Raw genomic sequence first — 16,739 nt, 5'->3', positions numbered from 1 at the left:
TCGGGGAAATGCGCCGCCCCGCCGGGCGGTATCGCGGGAACGCCCGTCGACGGCCGGGTGATCTCGGCGGCGGTCGTCGGGGTCGCGGTTGCCACTATGCTCTGCCTGCGATGACTCTCACCGACCGCCTGCCGGCCACCCCCGACCCCGACGTCCTCTACGACACCTTCGCCGACTGGGCGCAGGAGCGGGGGCTGTCCTTGTACCCGGCGCAGCAGGAGGCGTTGATCGAGATAGTCTCCGGCTCGAACGTCATCCTCAGCACGCCGACCGGCTCGGGCAAGTCGCTGGTCGCCATCGGCGCGCACTTCGCCGCGATGGCCGAGGGCCGCAGGACCTACTACACCGCGCCCATCAAGGCCCTGGTGTCGGAGAAGTTCTTCGCGCTGATCGAGACGTTCGGCGCGGAGAACGTCGGCATGGTGACCGGCGACGCCAGCGTCAACGAGACCGCGCCGATCATCTGCTGCACCGCCGAGATCCTGGCCAACATCGCCCTGCGCGACGGCACGGGCGCCGACGTCGGCCAGGTCGTCATGGACGAGTTCCACTTCTACTCCGAGCCCGACCGGGGCTGGGCGTGGCAGGTGCCGCTGATCGAGCTGCCGCAGGCCCAGTTCCTGCTCATGTCGGCCACCCTGGGCGACGTCACGTTCTTCGAGAAGGACCTGACCCGCCGCACCGGCCGCACGACGAGCGTGGTCCGCTCCGCCGAACGCCCGGTGCCGCTGAACTTCCAGTACGTCACCACCCCGCTGCACGAGACGATCGAAGAGCTCCTGCACGGCCGCGAGTCGCCGGTCTACGTGGTGCACTTCACCCAGGCCTCGGCGCTGGAACGCGCGCAGTCCCTGATGAGCGTGAACGTCGCCACGCGCGCCGAGAAGGACGCCATCGCGGCCATGATCGGCCGGTTCCGGTTCACCTCGGGGTTCGGCAAGACGCTGTCCCGCCTGGTCCGGCACGGCATCGGCGTGCACCACGCGGGCATGCTGCCCAAGTACCGGCGGCTGGTGGAGCAGTTGGCGCAGGCCGGCCTGCTGAAGGTCATCTGCGGCACGGACACCCTCGGCGTGGGCATCAACGTGCCCATCCGCACGGTGGTCTTCACCGCCCTGTCGAAGTACGACGGCCAGCGCACCCGCCACCTCAAGGCGCGCGAGTTCCACCAGATCGCGGGCCGGGCGGGCCGCGCGGGCTACGACACCGTCGGCACGGTCGTCGTCCAGGCGCCGGACCACGTGGTGGAGAACGAGAAGGCCCTGGCCAAGGCGGGCGACGACCCGAAGAAGCGGCGCAAGGTCGTGCGCAAGAAGGCGCCCGAGGGCTTCGTGTCGTGGAGCGACCAGACCTTCGAGCGGCTCACGAAGGCCGACCCGGAACCGCTCACGTCGAGCTTCCAGGTCAGCCACGCGATGCTGCTCAACGTGATCGGCAGGCCGGGCGACGCGTTCGCCGCGATGCGGCACCTGCTGGAGGACAACCACGAGGACCGGCCCGCGCAGCGCAGGCACATCCTGCGCGCCATCCAGATGTACCGGGGCCTGCTGGCCGCGGGCGTGGTGGAGCGGCAGGGCGGCGAGATCCGGCTCACCGTGGACCTCCAGGTGAACTTCGCGCTCAACCAGCCGCTGTCGCCGTTCGCGCTGGCCGCGATCGAGCTGCTGGACCGCGAGTCGCCCTCGTACGCGCTGGACGTGCTGTCGGTGATCGAGTCCACGCTGGACGACCCGCGCCAGGTGCTGTCCGCGCAGGAGCACAAGGCGCGCGGCGAGGCCATCGGCGCGATGAAGTCCGAGGGCATCGAGTACGACCAGCGGATGGAGCTGCTGGACGAGGTGACGTACCCGAAGCCGCTCGCCGAGCTGCTGGAGGCCGCGTTCACCACCTACCGGCGCGGGCACCCGTGGGTCGCCGACCACCACCTGTCGCCGAAGTCGGTGGTGCGGGACATGTTCGAGCGGGCGATGACGTTCGCCGAGTACGTCTCCCAGTACCAGCTGGCGCGCTCGGAGGGCCTCGTGCTGCGGTACCTGGCCGACGCGTACAAGGCGTTGCGCCAGACCGTGCCCGAGGACGCCAAGACCGAGGAGCTCAGCGACCTGCAGGAGTGGCTGGGCGAGCTGGTCCGCCAGGTCGACTCCAGCCTGCTCGACGAGTGGGAGAAGCTGCGCAACCCCGGCGAGGAAGCCGCCGAGACGTCGCTGAGCGACACGCCCCCCGCCGTGACCGGGAACGTGCGGGCGTTCCGGGTGCTGGTGCGCAACGCGCTGTTCCGGCGCGTGGAGCTGGCCGCGCGGCGCAACTACTACGAGCTGGGCCGGCTGGACGGCGACGCGGGCTGGACCGCCGAGGACTGGCAGGACGCCCTCGAGCCGTACTTCGAGGAGCACGACGAGATCGGCATGGGCCCGGACGCCCGCGGCCCGGCGCTGCTGCTGATCACCGAGGAGCCGGGGCTGTGGCGGGTGCGGCAGGTCCTGGACGACCCGGCCAAGGACCACGACTGGGGATTCACCGCCGAGGTCGACCTGGCCGAGTCCGACGAAACCGGCACGGCGGCCCTGCGGATCACCGAAGTCGGCAGGCTCTAGCCCGCGTGGAGTCCATCCGGTGGTACTGCGGTGCGGACCGGGGTACGAGCATGTCAACGTCGGGAGAGAACGGAGGCGGTTGACCCTGTCGCAGGACGAGTTCGGCGTGCTGGGGTCTCTCGTGGTCCGCCGGAACGGCCGCTCGGTCGCCGTCACCGCCGCCAAGCACCGCATCGTCCTGGCGACCCTGCTGCTGGACGCGAACCGCTCGGTGCCCGCGAGCGACCTCATCCGCCGGGTGTGGGGCGAGACGCCGCCGGACCGCGCCGCGCAGACGTTGCCGGTGTACGTGATGCGGTTGCGGCGCGCGCTCGGCGACCCGCCGCTGATCCGCACCACGCCGACCGGCTACCGGATCGACCTGCCGCCCGACGCGCTGGACCTGCACCGGTTCGAGGCGGCGGCCGAGCAGGGCGCGAAGCTGGCCGCCGCCGAGGACTTCACCGCCGCCGCCGACGCCTACGAGCGGGCGCTGGCGTGCTGGCACGGGCCGCCGCTGGCCGACGTGCCGTCGGAGTCGCTGCACGAGACCGAGGCGCCGACCCTCGCCGAGCACCGGCTGCGGGTGATCTCCGAGCTGGTGGACGTGAAGCTGCGGCTGGGCCGCTCCGACGAGGTGGTCGCGGACCTGCGCCGGCTGACCGCGCAGCACCCGTTGCGCGAGCGGTTCTGGTCGCAGCTGATGGTGGCGCTGTACCGGGTGGACCGGCAGGCCGACGCGCTGGACGCCTACCGGCAGGCGTCCACCACGTTGGCGCGGGAGCTGGGCGTGGACCCGAGCGACTCGCTGCGCGCCGTGCACCACGCGATCCTCACCGGCGACCCGGCGCTGCACCAGCCGGTCGCGAGCACGTGGGCGCCGGTGTCGCAGCTGCCCGCGCCGGTGGGCAACTTCGTCGGCCGCGCCGCCGAGCTGGCCCGGGTGACCGGTCTGCTGACGCGCGGCTCGGCGACCGTGGTGGTGTGCGGGCCGCCGGGCGTCGGCAAGACGGCGTTCGCCATCTCGGTGGGGCACGCGGTGCGCGACCGGTACCCCGACGGCCAGCTGTACGTGAACCTGCGCGGGCACTCCACGTCGCCGCCGCTGTCGACGTCCGCGGTGCTGGCCCGGTTCCTGCGGGCGATGGGCGTGCGGGCCGACCACATCCCGGTGGACGAGGAGGAGCTGGTCGCCGGCTACCGGGCCCGGCTGCGCGGCCGACGGGTGCTGATCACGCTGGACAACGCCGCGTCGGTCGACCAGGTGCGGCCGCTGCTGCCCGCCGACCCCGGCTCCTCGGTGCTGATCACCAGCCGCAACGAGCTGCGGCTGCGCGCCACGACCGTGCGGCTGGACGTGCTGCGGGGCGACGAGGCGTGGAAGCTGCTGGCCCGGTCGCTGGGCTCGGACGCGGCCGTGACGCACTTCGACGCGCTCGGCGAGCTGGCCCGGCTGTGCGGGTACCTGCCGCTGGCGCTGCGGATCGCGCTGGGGAACCTGGTCGGCTCCTCGCACGTGGACGTGGCGTCGTACGTGGAGGAGCTGCGCGGTGGCGACCGGCTGGCCGCGCTGGCGGTGGACAACGACGACACGGCGGCGGTGCGGCGGGCGTTCGACCTGTCGTACGCGGCGCTGCGCCCGGACGCGGCGCGGCTGTTCCGGTTGGCCGGGCTGCTGCCGGGGCCGGACTTCTGCGTGATCGGCGCGGCGGCGTTGCTGGACGCGCCGGAGGACGTGGCGCGCGGGCTGCTGGAGGACCTGGCGTCGGCGCACCTCCTGCAACGGGTCGGGCCCGACCGGTTCGCGCTGCACGACCTGCTGCACGACTACGCGGCCGACCGCGCCGAGGCGTCGGGCGAGGACATGGCGGCGGCGCGGCTGCGGCTGTTCGACTGGTACCTGCGCACGGCGATCGAGGTCGGCAACGTGCTGTACCCGGAGCTGGGCTCCTCCGGGCCGCCCCGGATGAGCCCGGACGCGGCCAGGGGGTGGCTGGCCGCGGAACGGGCCAGCGTGCTGGCGGCGACCGAGCACTGCGCCGCGCACGGGCCGTTGCCGATGGCGTGGCAGCTGATCAACTCGGTGAGCGGGTACCTCGGCTCGCACGGGCACCACGTGGAGTTCCTCAACGCCGTCGGCGCGGCGCTGGGCGCGGCGCGGTCGGCCGGTGACCGCGACGCCGAGACGTTGATGACGGTGTGGCTGGCGACCGAGCACCGGAACCTGGGCAACCTGCGGGTCGCGCAGCGGTACCTGCGGTCCGTGCGGCCGACCGCGCGGGCGGAGTGGCTGCACGTCGGGTTGGACGGGATCGTGCACCTGGAGCTCGGCGAGCTGCCCGCCGCGCTCGCGTCGTTCGAGCGGATGGCGGAGCTGGGCGAGGTCGAGGGCGCGCTGCCGCACGTGGGGATCTCGGCGCTGACCGGCCTCGGCGCGGTGTGGTTGATGCGCGGCGACCTGGCGACGGCGCAGTCGTTCCTGTCCGAAGGGCTGGAGCTGGCGCGGGCGGCCGACGGGGTGAACATCGAGGCGGCGTGCGCGGCGCTGCTCGGGCGGTGCAGCACGGCGTCCGGGGACTACGCGCGGGCGGCCGAGCTGCAGCGCTACGCGTTGGAGGCGTGGTACCGCAGTGGTGCGCGGCACCCGCGGGCGGAGTCGATGGCCCACCTCGCGGCGGCGCTGTGCCTGGCCGGGGAGCACGCGGAGGCGATGCGGACGGCCCAGCGGGCGTTGGCGCTGGTGCAGGAGCTGGGCGGGAGCAGGCGGATCGAGTCGGAGGTGCACAACGCCCTCGGCCTGGTCCTGCGGCACCTGGGCAAACCGGCCCGTGCCGTCGCGGCGCACCTGCGGGCGCTGGAACTGGCCACGTCGTCGGACTACCGCTACGGCGTGGCCCGCTCGCACGTCAACCTGGTCCACGCCCTGGCCGCCGACGGCCGCCGCGCGGACGCCCTCCGCCACGCCCGCGTGGGCCGTGACCTGGCCTCCCGCAGCGGCTTCGGCGAGTTCGAGTCCCTGGCCTCCGCCGCCCTGTCCGACCTGACCTGACCGCGTGAGTCGAACGTTCAACGCCCGCGCGTCGAACGTTCGCGACCCCCGAATTCACCGTTCGGGTGCCCCGGTCGGCCGACCTGGGTGACGAACTCGGGCTCCTGAAGGTTCGGAACGCGGATTTCGTCCAATTGAGACCACTCCTCCGGGTCGTTGACCGCGTGGTCGGTGAACGAGAGCATCGGGTTTCGATACTTCGGCGCACTCGTGGGGGATGCCATGGATTCCGATCCGCACGTCGGACTGGCGCGGATCGTGGACCCGGCGCCGCGCACTTCCGCCGAATTGGTCTGCGCCCTGACGGAGTTGGCGCGGCTGGCCAACGAGTGGTCCGACGTGGTGCGCGGGTTGCACGAGCCGACCCGGCGGCTGGTCGGCAGCGCCGCGGCGGCGTCGGTGTCGCTGGCCGCGCGCCGGGCCGAGGAGGCGTTCCTCGAGCTGGAGATGACTCTGGGTGACGCTCAGGCCGCGCGCCGGTCATTGCCCTTGGCCACCCCGAAGGGTGAGGATAGGCGTCCGGTGGTCTAATCGCCGACGCTGCCGACCACACCGCATTGGAACTCCATGACCTCAGGACTTCCCTGCCCTCTCTGCGAGGGCCCGGAGCGCCGTGGGGCGCTCGAGCGAACACTGAGGGTGCTCGCCGTGGACGACGAGGCCCCCGCGCTGGAGGACCTCGTCTACCTGCTGCGCTCCGACCCGCGCGTCGCCCACGTCGAGGGCGTCACGGACGCGACCAAGGCGCTGCGGACGCTGCACCGCGCCATGGACGCGGGCCAGCCGGTCGACGCCGTGTTCCTCGACATCCGCATGCCCGGCCTCGACGGGCTCGACCTGGCCCGCGTGCTGTCCCGGTTCGCCCAACCGCCGCGCATTGTTTTCGTCACCGCGCACCAGGAACCGGCCGTCGAGGCATTCGAGCTGAAAGCTCTCGATTACCTGCTCAAGCCCGTCCGGGCGGAACGGCTGGCCGAGTCCGTGCACCGGATCGTGCACGAGGTGCTCGATTCGAAGACGCCGGAACCGGCCGCCGCCGCGCCGGCCGAGAAAACGCCCGACGTGGGCGACGAAGTCATTCCGGTCGAACTCGGCGGCATCACCAGGTTCATCCGGTTGGCCGACATCCGGTACGTGGAGGCGCACGGCGATTACGCCCGCCTGCACACCGCGACCGGGAGCGGGCTGGTCCGCGCCGCGCTCAACGGCCTGGAGGAGCGGTGGCGCTCGGCGGGGTTCGTGCGCATCCACCGCAGCCACCTCGTCTCGCTCGGGCACATCGACGAGCTGCGGCTGGAGGACGGCCACCTGAGCGTCAACATCGGCGGCGCGGTGCTGCCGGTCAGCCGGCGGCACGCCCGGCACCTCCGGCAGCTGCTGGTGCGCCGCAACCGGCAGCCGTCGTGACCTCGCCGCAGCGACCGCACACCCAGCGGGTCGTGGTGACGAGCCCGCGCACCCGCGCGCCACGCGCACCGCGCCCGTACCCCGCGTCACGGGAGATCGACGAGCAGAGCGAGCTGGGCGCGGTCTACATGCGGTCGCTGATCCGCACCCAGCGGCGGCTCGGGCTGCTGCTGTGCGCGGTCGTGTGCGGGAGCGTGGCGGCCCTGCCCCTGGTGTTCACGTTCGCGCCCCAGGTCGGCGCGCAACGGCTGCTGGGCCTGCCGCTGCCGTGGCTGCTGCTGGGCTTGCTGGTGTTCCCCGTGTTCGTGCTGGCGGGCTGGTTCTACGTGCGCCAGGCCGAGCGCAGCGAGCGGGAGTTCGCGGAGTTGGTGGAACGTTCTTGACTTCCTCCCAGTCCCGGAAGACGGGAGTCCGACGCGCTTCGCGGCGCGTAGCGCTTACGCGCTGCACCTCGCGGTGCCGGTTTCCTGGTTCACAGCCGATCGCGGAAGGAGGACCCTTGCCGTCTGACATCAGCTCCACAGGCATCGCCCGAGTCGCTTCGGGCTACGGCTCGACCAGCCGCAAGGATGTTCTTCGCCGCGTTGAGGTCCCGATCGTGTCGGGTGCGGCAGTGCGGGCACGTCCGGTGCCGGACCGAGAGCTTCAGCTCGGCGAGCACGTGTCCGCACGAGGAGCAGGTCTTGCTGGACGGGTGCCAGCGGTCGATCACCACGAGGGTACGTCCGGCGCGAGCCGCCTTGTACTCGAGCTGTCGGCGGAACTCGCCCCAACCGGCGTCGGAGATCGCTCGTGCGAGCCGGCGGTTGCGCACCATGTGGCCGACCGCCAGGTCCTCGATCGCGATGAGGTCGGCCGACCGCACCAGGTTCGTGCTGGTGCGGTGCAGGAAGTCGCGCCGGGTGTCACGAACCTTCCGGTGTGCACGGGCGACCTTGGCTTTGGCCTTTCGCCGGTTGTTGGACCCGGGTTGGCAGCGGGCGAGGCGTCGTTGGTGGCGGGCCAGGCTCCGCGCCCGGCGTTCCATGAGGCGCGGGTTGGCGACCTGGTCGCCGTCGCTGGTCACGAGGAAGTCCTTGAGCCCGAGGTCCACACCGATCTCGTGCCCGGTGGCCGCCTTCGGTTCGGGTTCTTCGGTCTCGACGGCGAAGGTCACGTACCAGCGGCCGTCCGGCTCACGGGACACGACGACCGTCGTGGGGTTCAGAGTGGTGACGTCAACTTCGGCGAAGGACCACACGAACTCCAGTGGGGCGGTGGTCTTGGCCAGCCACAGCTTGCCGTCCCGCATCCGGAACGCAGAGCGGGTGTAGTGGGCGGACTGACGGCCGGTGCGGGACTTGAACCTCGGATACCTCGCGTGGCCGGCGAAGAAGCTCTGGAACGCCGCGTGCTGGTGGCGCAGTGTCTGCTGCAGCGGCACCGAGGACACCTCGGACAGGAACGCCAACTCCTCCGTGCGCTTCCAGCCCGTCAGCGCGGCGTCGGTCTCCTTGTACGACGTCCGCCTGCCCTCGGCGTGGTAACGCCACCGACGTTCGGCGAGGGTCTTGTTCCACACCAGGCGCACGCAGCCGAACGTGCGGTTGAGCACCGCGGCCTGATCGGCGTCCGGATGGACCCTGACGCGGCACGCCGTTCGCACGAAGATCAGCCTAGCGGACGCCGCCCGGTGATCAGGTGGGTTGATCGCCGACCCGCCCGCCGCGTGCTCGGATCTCCGGCGGCCAGGGACCACGGCTTCCTCCGGGGGCTGCGGTGAGCAGCGGGTACGGCATCGTCGCGGTGCTGGTGGTCGCGGTCGGCACGATGCTGGTCGGCACGTACGGGCTGCGGATCTCGCGCACGACGTCGGACTTCTTCGTCGCCTCGCGCACCGTCTCGCCGTGGTGGAACGCCTCCGCCATCGGCGGCGAGTACCTGTCCGCGGCGTCGTTCGTCGGCATCGCCGGGCTGATCTTCGCGCACGGGCCGGACATGCTGTGGTTCCCGGTCGGCTACACGGCGGGCTACCTGGTGCTGCTCGCGCTGGTCGCCGCTCCCCTGCGCCGCAGCGGCGCGTACACGCTGCCGGACTTCGCCGAGGCCCGGTTCGCCTCGCCGGCCGTGCGCGCGGTGGCGAGCGTGTTCGCGCTGGGCATCGGGTGGCTGTACCTGCTGCCGCAGCTGCAGGGCGCCGGGCTGACCCTGCACACGGTGACGGGCGCGCCGGACTGGGTGGGCGCGCTGGTGGTCGCGGTGGTCGTCACCACGAACGTGATCTCCGGCGGGATGCGCAGCATCACGTTCGTGCAGGCGTTCCAGTACTGGCTCAAGCTGACCGCGATCGCGGTGCCGGTGGTGTTCCTGGTGATGGCCTGGCACGCGCACGGCGCGCGTGACCTGACCGGGCCGCAGTTCCCCGAGTTCCCGAAGCAGACCACGGTCACGTTCGACTCCGACACGACCTTCGACGCCTCCCGCGCCACGCCCTTCAACGGCGTCGGCCGGGTCGACGGCGAGCGGGTCGACGGCGGCGGGCAGCTGACCGTGGGGCGGCACGTGGTGTCCGCCGGGACGCGGCTCACGTTCCCCGAGGGCGCGGCCGTGCCGCACGTGCGGTCGATCCCGTCGAACACCAACGACGTGTGGGCGCTGCCGATGCGCGGCGGCGAGCGGTTCCCGCTGTACGCGGTGTACTCGCTGATCATCGCCACGTTCCTGGGCACGATGGGCCTGCCGCACGTGATCGTGCGCTTCTACACCAACCCGAACGGCCGGGCGGCGCGGCGCACCACGTTGATCGTGCTGGGCCTGCTGGGCGTGTTCTACCTGATGCCTCCGATCTACGGCGCGCTCGGCCGGCTGTACACGCCCGAGCTGCTGATGACCGGCGACACGGACGCGGTGGTGCTGGTGCTGCCGAGCCGGATGATCGACGGGCTCGGCGGGCAGCTGCTGGGCGCGCTGGTGGCCGGCGGGGCGTTCGCCGCGTTCCTGTCCACGTCGTCCGGCCTGATGGTGTCGCTGGCCGGCGTGCTGAGCCGGGACGTGCTGCGGCTGCGCGGCGTGCGCGGGTTCCGCATGTCGACGGTGCTGGCCGTGCTGGTGCCGTTGGGCATGACGTGGCTGGTGGGCAAGGTGCCGGTGGCGGACATGGTCGGCCTGGCGTTCGCGGTGGCGGCGTCGTCGCTGTGCCCGCTGCTCGTGCTGGGCATCTGGAGCACGCGCATCAGCACGGTCGGCGCGGTCGCCGGGATGGTGGCGGGCGGCCTGCCCGCGCTGGTGGCCGGTCTGGTCACGATCAGCACGCGGGGCGGCGGCGCGTGGTACCACGTGTTCCTGGCCCGGCCCGCCGCGTGGACCGTGCCGCTGGGCTTCGTCGTGATGTACGCGGTGTCGCTGCTGACGCCGCGCAAGGTGCCTCCGGGGGTGAACCACGTCATGGTGCGCTTGCACGCGCCGGAGAACCTGGGCCTGCGCAGCCAGGACCGGTTGTGACCGCGTTGTGGACGGCGGGCGCGATCCTGCTCGTCGGCCTCGCCGTGGTGATCACGCTGTGGTGGACGTCCCGGACCCGCAACGACTTCCTGACCCACGAGCAGCGGATCACGTTCGAGACGCTGCACACCGCGTGGTCCGCCGCTCCCCCGCTGCGCGCCGGGCTGGTGCCGGAGGCGGCGAAGAAGTCGGCCAAGCACCTGCGGACGCTGCTCGGCACGCCCGCGCTCGCGTTGACCGACGAGACCGAGGTCGTGGCGTGGGAGGGCGACGGCGAGCACCACGCGGCCGAGGCCATGGGCCTGGCCGCCGACGTGTTCGACACCGGCCGCACCAGGGCGTTCGACATCACGTGCTCCGCGCCCGACTGCCCCGTGCACACCGCCGTGCTCGCGCCGCTGACCGTGGAGGGACGGGTGGTCGGCGTGCTGGCGGCGTACAGCCGGGAGGCGTCGGCCGGGCTCGTGCGGGCGACCAACGAGGTGGCCAGGTGGGCGTCGGGCCAGCTGGAACTGGCCGAGCTGGACCGGTCGCGGACCCGGTTGGTCGAGGCGGAGGTGCGGGCGCTGCGGGCGCAGATCTCGCCGCACTTCATCTACAACTCGTTGTCCGCCATCGCGTCGTACGTGCGCACGGACCCCGAGCGCGCTCGCACGCTGTTGCTGGACTTCGCCGACTTCACCCGCTACTCGTTCCGCCGGGCGGGCGACTTCACCACGTTGTCGGAGGAGCTGAAGTCGATCGACCAGTACCTGGCGCTGGAACGGGCCCGGTTCGGCGAGCGGCTCAAGGTGACGTTGCAGATCGCGCCGGAGGTCCTGCCGGTGACCGTGCCGTTCCTGTGCCTGCAACCGCTGGTGGAGAACGCGGTGCGGCACGGGATGGAGGGCAAGGTCGGGCCGGGGCACATCTCGATCCTGGCGGCGGACGCGGGCGCCGAAGCGCACATCACCATCGAGGACGACGGCATCGGCATGGACCCCGACGCGCTGCGCCGGACGTTGGCGGGCCAGGTCGGCGAGACGGCCGGGATAGGGCTGGGGAACATCGACGAGCGACTGCGTCGGTGCTACGGCGACGACTACGGTCTGGTCGTGGAAACGGCGCAGGGGCTCGGCACGAAGATCAGCGTGCGGGTGCCGAAGTACCAGGCGGGCGTGCACGCCTAGCGACGACGGGGTGGTGCGGATGACAGGCCCGGACAACTACCCTCTGCACCGCACCATCGTGGTCCTCGGCATCGACGCCGGGGCCTGGCGCGGACGCACCGCAGCGGTGCAGCAACACCGCCACGAAGCGTTGTCGGACCTGATCGAGAGTTCATTCCGCCGGGCGGGACTGACCTTGGAAACCGCGTACCGCGAGGCCGGGGGCGACGGGGATCTGATCCTCTTTCCCGCTGACGTGCCGAAGGCCGCCATCGCCGAGCGGTGGTTCGGCGAACTCGCACGGCGACTCGACCGGTACAACGCCAACCGGTCCGAGGACGACCGGCTGGGGCTGCACGTGGCGGTGCACGCGGGCGAAGTCCTCCGGGGCGAGGGCGCTCCGAGCGGCCCAGGGGTGGTCCTGGCCTTCCGACTCTTCGACTCCGCAGCGTTCCGGGCGGCCGCCACCGCCCACGGGGTGAGCGTCATCGCCTCCGACCTGTTCTTCGACGAGGTCGTCAGGCACACCGACGAGGCCGGCGCGTACGAGCGGGTCCGGATCGAGGTGAAGGAGACCAGCGCGATCGCCTGGGTCCGGACCGGTGAGCCCCGGGCGGTGCGGGAGGAGCGGGCGGACTTCGCGGTGGTGTACACCCCGGCCGACGCGGAGTGGGCCGAGTGGATCGCCTTCCAGCTCCGCCAGGCCGGATACTCCGCCGTGCTGGACGCGCGAGCCCTGCGGCCGTCACGCCTCGGCTCCACGCCGGAGCTCGACCGCGTCGACCGCACAGTGGTCGTCGTGTCGCAGAACCTGTCCGCGCAGGAGATCTCCGCCGCGCGGGAGCTGCCGGGCGAGGTCGTCGCGGTCCAGGTCGCGGCGAGGACCGCGACGAAGCTGTTCCAGCGCACTTGCGACCTGGTGGGTCTCGGCTCGGAGGCGGCTCGCGACTCGTTGTTCCGCACGCTCGGCATCGCGGGCGGCGGTGTGGAAGGACCCGGGTATCCCGGCGATCCCGGCCCGACGACCGTGCCGGTGGTCCGCGACGAGCCGCGCGCTCTCAAGTTGGCCTTGGTGTACGCAGAGCCGGATGAATCCTTCGCCATGGAGCTCGCGCAATCGCTGATGGGCCTGCAAGCGGAGGGGACGCTGGCTCGAATCAGCGCGCGGTACGTCGACCTTGGGAACGCTGCTCTCGAAACGTCAGTAGCTCCGTATGTGCGCGACGCCGACCTGGTGCTATTGCTGGTCAGCAGGGACCTGCTCGGAACCGGGTACGGCAGCAGTCGGGAATTGCGCGTCGTGCTCGACCGGCACCGAGCCAAGGCCGCCGTGGTGCTCCCGGTGGTGTTCCGGCCGACGTCATGGGAAAAGCAGCCCTTCGGGTCGCTGGCCCCGTTGCCCACGGGTGGTCGGCCGATGGTCAAGTGGAACAGCCGCGACGAGGCGCTGCTGAGCGTGGTCGAAGGGGTGCGGTTCGCCGCACGGCAGGTGCGCGGCGAGCCGCCGATACCGGTGGACGCCAAGACCGTGGCGGAACCCCGCAGCCTCGGTGACGTGTTCACCGTGGCCGGCGTGCCGACGGTGACCTTCGTGGAGCCGGACGACTTCGCCGAGTTCCGGATGTCGCTGCGCCAGCCGGGCTTGGGCATCGTGCTCGAAGGGCCGTCCGGCATCGGCAAGACGACGATGCTGCGCAACGCGGTCGCCCGCGACCGCGAACGGCTCGGCGAGGTCACGGTGCTGAGCGCCCGCAACCCCGCCGACCTGCCCGCCATCACCGCGTTGCCCGAGGAGCACACCGGGCTGGTGGCGGTGGACGACTTCCAGCGGTTGCCCGCCGACCTGCAGAACAAGCTGGCCGACTACCTGAAGTTGTTGGCGGACAACGGGTCCTCCGGCCGGCGGCTGGTGCTGCTGGGCATCCCCGGCACGGCACGCCACCTGGTCTCCGTCGGCACGGACGTCGCCACCCGCATCCGGGTCTTCCGGCTCGGCGCGGCCGTCGAGGGCCTGATCGTCAGGATGATCGAGCAGGGCGAGCACGCGCTGAACATCGCGTTCGACCGCAAGGCCGAGATCTCCCGCGCGTCGGCGGGCAGCCTGCTCACCGCGCAGATGCTGTGCTGGCAGATCGCGGTCACGGCGGGCGTCGAGCAGACCGAGCCCGGCCGCAAGGCGGTGCGCACCGATCTCGCCCACGCCCGCGCCAAGGTCACCGAGCGGCTGAAGCTCAAGTACCACGACGTGGTGGTCGACTTCGTCACCCGCGACCGCCCGGACGAGGCCGTCTGCGTCGACCTGCTGCTGGAGCTGGCCCGCACGCCGGACGGGGTCCTCAAGCTGGACGGGCAGCGCGCGGAGCTGTTCGAGGGCCTGCGCGGCGACCACCTGTTCCACGACCCGCGCGGGCGCAGGTTGGTCGCGGACGACCCGCAGTTCCGGTTCTACCTCGGCCAACTGCGCCGCGACGACCTGGTCGAACTGGCGGGCAAGCGCTTGCCGGTGCCGCGTGACCAGGTGTTCGTCTGCTACAGCCACCAGGACGCCCACTGGTTGACCCGGCTCCAGGTGCACCTCAAGCCGCTGCCCCTGGACGTCTGGTCGGACCGCCGGATCGAGCTCGGCGACCAGTGGCACCGGGAGATCACCGCCGCCCTGGCCCGCGCCAAGGCGGCGTTGGTGCTGGTCAGCGCCGACTCGCTGGCCTCGGACTACATCAACTCCGAGGAGCTGCCCCGCCTGCTGGCCGCCGCCGAGGAGGGTGGCTGCCGGATCATCCCGGTCCTGGTCGGCCCGAGCCTGTTCCACGAGACGCCCGCGCTGAGCCGGTTCCAGGGCGTGCCCGCGAAGTCGACGCTGAGCGAGCTGCCGCCGCACGACGGCGAACGCGTGCTGGCCGACCTGGCGGCCAGGCTGGCGAAGCTGTCCGGCTGAGCCGCGGTCAGCGGAACTCGTGCACGTGGTCGGCCACCCACTCGCGGAACGGGCGGGCGGGCGTCCCGGTCACCTCCTCGACCGCGGCCGTCGGCGCCGACGGCCGGTGGACCAGCTCGGCCTGGCCGTCGAGCACCGCGTCCACCACGGACTCGGGCAGCCACGACAGCGACCGCTCCCGCTCCTCCGCGCGGGACAGCTCCTCCCACCGCAGCGGCCGGCCGAGGGCCTCGCCGATCACGCGCACCTGCTCGACCTTGGTCAGCACCTCGGGCCCGGTCAGCTCGTAGCGCGCACCGGCGTGCCCGGTCGTGGTCAACGCCCGCACCGCCACCGCCGCGATGTCGGCCTCGTGGATCAACGTCGACGCCGCCCTCCCGTACGCGCCGCGCACCACGTCGCCGGCGCGGATCTCCGGCGCCCAGGCGCGGGTGTTGGTGGCGAAGCCGTGCGGGCGCAGGAACGTCCACTCCGCCCCGGCCCGCGCCAGCGCCCGTTCGACCTCGGCGTGGAACCGCCCGATCGGGTGAGGCTGCTCCGCCACGCCGTCCACCACCGCGCCGGAGGACAGCAGGACCACCCGTCGCGCGCCGATCAGCTCCGCCACCGCCTCGGCGGCGCCGGCCGTGAACGCGGGCCACACCAGGAACACCCGGTCGACGCCGACCAGCGCCGCCTCCAGCGTCGCCGGGTCGAAGTGGTGACCCCGCACGACCTCGACCCCGGCCGGCAGCCCCGCGTCCGACCGCCGGCTCAGCGCCCTCGGCGCGACACCGGCCGCCGACAGCAGTCCGACCACCTGCGCGCCCACGTTCCCCGTCGCACCGGTCACCAGGACCTTGTTCCCCACCACCGGATCCCTCCCTCTCGTCGGCGGCGACCGTAGGCGCGCGGCGATCGACCCGGTAAGGGCTGACCCGTGGGTAAGCTCCGGGTGTGGGGGTAGGAGTCCAGGAAGGGCAGGGCGCGGGCGCGTCGCCGGGTGACGGGTTTCACCCCGACTGCCCGGGGCACGTGCTGTTCCGCCACGCCACCAGCCGGTGGGGGATCGTGCTGATGACCGCGTTGCGCCCCGGCCCGCAGCGCTTCCACCGGCTGCGCGACCGGGTCGGCGGCATCAGCGAGAAGGTGCTCTCGCAGAACCTGCGCGAACTGGTCCGCGACGGCCTGCTGACCCGCGAGGTGGAACCGACGACCCCGCCCCGGGTGACCTACGCGCTCACCCCGCTGGGCAGCCAGTTCGCCGCCCGGCTGGGCGCGGTGCTGGAGTGGGTCGGCGACCGGGTCCCGGACGTGCTGGACGCCCGGCGGCGGTACGACGAGGCCGGCTAGCCGTTGTCGGCCCGGTCCCACAGCTCGGCGAGCGCGGCGTTGACCGCGGCCGGCTGCTGGACGTGCGGGTAGAAGCCGGGCACGGTGAGCAGGTCCGCGCCGATCCGCTCGGCGATCACCTCGGCGGCGGCCTGGAGCGGGACGCCCGCGAGCCTGCGGTACTCCTCGGGCGCGCCCGACCAGTCGCCCCGGATCACGAGCGCGGGCCACGGCGCCCCGGCCAACGGCTCCAGCGGCACGTCGGCGTCCCAGCACGGGCGTTCGGCCATCGTCGTGCGGGCGGCGCGCAGCCGGGCGGGCGTCGGCTCGGGCGCGGGCATGCCGACCGCCTCGGTGGACAGCCTCAGGTAGTCCTCGGGCGTCAGGTCCGGCGGGAGCCCGCCGACCGCGGCACGGGCGCGGGCCAGCGCCTCGGCGACCGCCGGGTGGTCCTCCGCCGGCCGCAGCGCACCCGGCTGGACCAGGCACAACGAGCGCACCAGCCCCGGCTCGGCCACGGCGGCGAGCATCGCGGCGACCGCGCCGTAGGAGTGGCCGACCAGGTGGGCCCCGCCGTCCAGCAGGGCGACGGCGTCCTCGGCGTCCACCTCGTAGTCGCTGCGGTGCGGCCCGTCGAGGTCGGGGCTCGCGCCGAAGCCGCGGCGGTCCACCAGGAGCAGCCGCCGGCGTTCGGCGAGCGGGCGCTGGTGGCCGAAGCCGTAGTCGTCGTCGCTCCCCCAGCTGAGCACCCCGTGCAGGAACACGGCCGGTGGCACGTCCGCGGGGCCTTCGACGACGGTCACGTGGACAGGAGTCACGCCCCCAGTCAACCGGCC

The 16,739-nt window shown here is 72.6% G+C and carries 13 protein-coding genes; 9 read left to right on the top strand and 4 right to left on the bottom strand.

Annotated elements, in window-relative coordinates; genetic code table 11:
• Positions 1–110 precede the first annotated feature (110 nt).
• Complete coding sequence (locus ACZ7GX_RS15825) at positions 111–2,594, top strand: DEAD/DEAH box helicase (protein WP_498777119.1); 2,484 nt, start codon at positions 111–113, stop codon at positions 2,592–2,594.
• Between the two features lie 79 nt (positions 2,595–2,673).
• Positions 2,674–5,622: an AfsR/SARP family transcriptional regulator gene (locus ACZ7GX_RS15820; RefSeq protein WP_498777117.1), complete on the top strand. Its 2,949-nt coding sequence runs from the start codon at positions 2,674–2,676 to the stop codon at positions 5,620–5,622.
• Positions 5,623–5,639: 17 nt separating this feature from the next.
• Here the strand turns inward: ACZ7GX_RS15820 and ACZ7GX_RS15815 are convergent, their stop codons facing one another.
• Positions 5,640–5,807, bottom strand: coding sequence for a hypothetical protein (locus ACZ7GX_RS15815; protein ID WP_498777115.1), 168 nt, complete (start codon positions 5,805–5,807; stop codon positions 5,640–5,642).
• 37 nt (positions 5,808–5,844) lie between these two features.
• On the opposite strand from ACZ7GX_RS15815, the gene ACZ7GX_RS15810 reads away from it, so the two are divergent.
• From ACZ7GX_RS15810 to ACZ7GX_RS15800, 3 genes are read left to right on the top strand one after another with little or no spacing between them, the layout of a single operon-like run.
• Positions 5,845–6,153, top strand: a complete 309-nt coding sequence (locus ACZ7GX_RS15810) for a hypothetical protein (protein ID WP_053721693.1) — start codon at positions 5,845–5,847, stop codon at positions 6,151–6,153.
• 36 nt (positions 6,154–6,189) lie between these two features.
• Positions 6,190–7,029, top strand: a complete 840-nt coding sequence (locus ACZ7GX_RS15805; RefSeq protein WP_230569251.1) for a LytR/AlgR family response regulator transcription factor — start codon at positions 6,190–6,192, stop codon at positions 7,027–7,029.
• The gene (locus ACZ7GX_RS15800; protein WP_498777112.1) at positions 7,026–7,412 is read left to right on the top strand and encodes a DUF485 domain-containing protein; all 387 of its coding nucleotides are present in this window, start codon (positions 7,026–7,028) and stop codon (positions 7,410–7,412) included. Before ACZ7GX_RS15805 ends, ACZ7GX_RS15800 begins: the two co-directional genes overlap by 4 nt.
• Before the next feature lie 89 nt (positions 7,413–7,501).
• Here ACZ7GX_RS15800 and ACZ7GX_RS15795 read toward each other — a convergent pair whose 3' ends face one another.
• Positions 7,502–8,674: an RNA-guided endonuclease InsQ/TnpB family protein gene (locus ACZ7GX_RS15795; RefSeq protein WP_498777110.1), complete on the bottom strand. Its 1,173-nt coding sequence runs from the start codon at positions 8,672–8,674 to the stop codon at positions 7,502–7,504.
• A 113-nt stretch (positions 8,675–8,787) separates the two neighbouring features.
• Between ACZ7GX_RS15795 and ACZ7GX_RS15790 the strand changes: the two genes are divergently transcribed.
• Genes ACZ7GX_RS15790 through ACZ7GX_RS15780 form a run of 3 tightly spaced genes read left to right on the top strand, consistent with a single transcriptional unit; the run spans position 8,788 to position 14,592 of the window.
• Complete coding sequence (locus tag ACZ7GX_RS15790) at positions 8,788–10,509, top strand: sodium/solute symporter (RefSeq protein WP_498777108.1); 1,722 nt, start codon at positions 8,788–8,790, stop codon at positions 10,507–10,509.
• A complete protein-coding gene (locus ACZ7GX_RS15785) occupies positions 10,506–11,678 on the top strand; it encodes a GAF domain-containing sensor histidine kinase (protein WP_498777106.1) in 1,173 nt (390 codons plus the stop codon). The genes ACZ7GX_RS15790 and ACZ7GX_RS15785 overlap by 4 nt, the downstream gene beginning before the upstream one ends.
• Positions 11,679–11,697: 19 nt before the next feature.
• Positions 11,698–14,592, top strand: a complete 2,895-nt coding sequence (locus tag ACZ7GX_RS15780) for a TIR domain-containing protein (RefSeq protein ID WP_498777103.1) — start codon at positions 11,698–11,700, stop codon at positions 14,590–14,592.
• 7 nt (positions 14,593–14,599) lie between these two features.
• Here the strand turns inward: ACZ7GX_RS15780 and ACZ7GX_RS15775 are convergent, their stop codons facing one another.
• A complete protein-coding gene (locus tag ACZ7GX_RS15775; protein ID WP_498777101.1) occupies positions 14,600–15,442 on the bottom strand; it encodes an NAD(P)H-binding protein in 843 nt (280 codons plus the stop codon).
• An 86-nt stretch (positions 15,443–15,528) separates the two neighbouring features.
• Here ACZ7GX_RS15775 and ACZ7GX_RS15770 point away from each other — a divergent pair, with 86 nt between their 5' ends.
• Positions 15,529–15,924, top strand: coding sequence for a winged helix-turn-helix transcriptional regulator (locus ACZ7GX_RS15770; RefSeq protein ID WP_498777098.1), 396 nt, complete (start codon positions 15,529–15,531; stop codon positions 15,922–15,924).
• Here ACZ7GX_RS15770 and ACZ7GX_RS15765 read toward each other — a convergent pair.
• Positions 15,921–16,721, bottom strand: coding sequence for an alpha/beta fold hydrolase (locus ACZ7GX_RS15765; protein ID WP_498777096.1), 801 nt, complete (start codon positions 16,719–16,721; stop codon positions 15,921–15,923). The two genes, ACZ7GX_RS15770 and ACZ7GX_RS15765, sit on opposite strands and share 4 nt — an antisense overlap.
• Positions 16,722–16,739: the final 18 nt, after the last annotated feature.

This window comes from Actinosynnema sp. NPDC037264 (genome assembly GCF_055603705.1).
Note: the sequence above shows the minus strand (reverse complement) of the source record. Positions and strands in the feature narration are given on the sequence as shown.

Bases quoted from the DNA above. Each gene is read 5' to 3' on its own strand.
- ACZ7GX_RS15810 (WP_053721693.1), top strand. From the start codon at position 5,845: ATGGATTCCGATCCGCACGTCGGACTGGCGCGGATCGTGGACCCGGCG.
- ACZ7GX_RS15815 (WP_498777115.1), bottom strand. From the start codon at position 5,807: ATGCTCTCGTTCACCGACCACGCGGTCAACGACCCGGAGGAGTGGTCT.
- ACZ7GX_RS15825 (WP_498777119.1), top strand. From the start codon at position 111: ATGACTCTCACCGACCGCCTGCCGGCCACCCCCGACCCCGACGTCCTC.
- ACZ7GX_RS15805 (WP_230569251.1), top strand. From the start codon at position 6,190: ATGACCTCAGGACTTCCCTGCCCTCTCTGCGAGGGCCCGGAGCGCCGT.
- ACZ7GX_RS15780 (WP_498777103.1), top strand. From the start codon at position 11,698: ATGACAGGCCCGGACAACTACCCTCTGCACCGCACCATCGTGGTCCTC.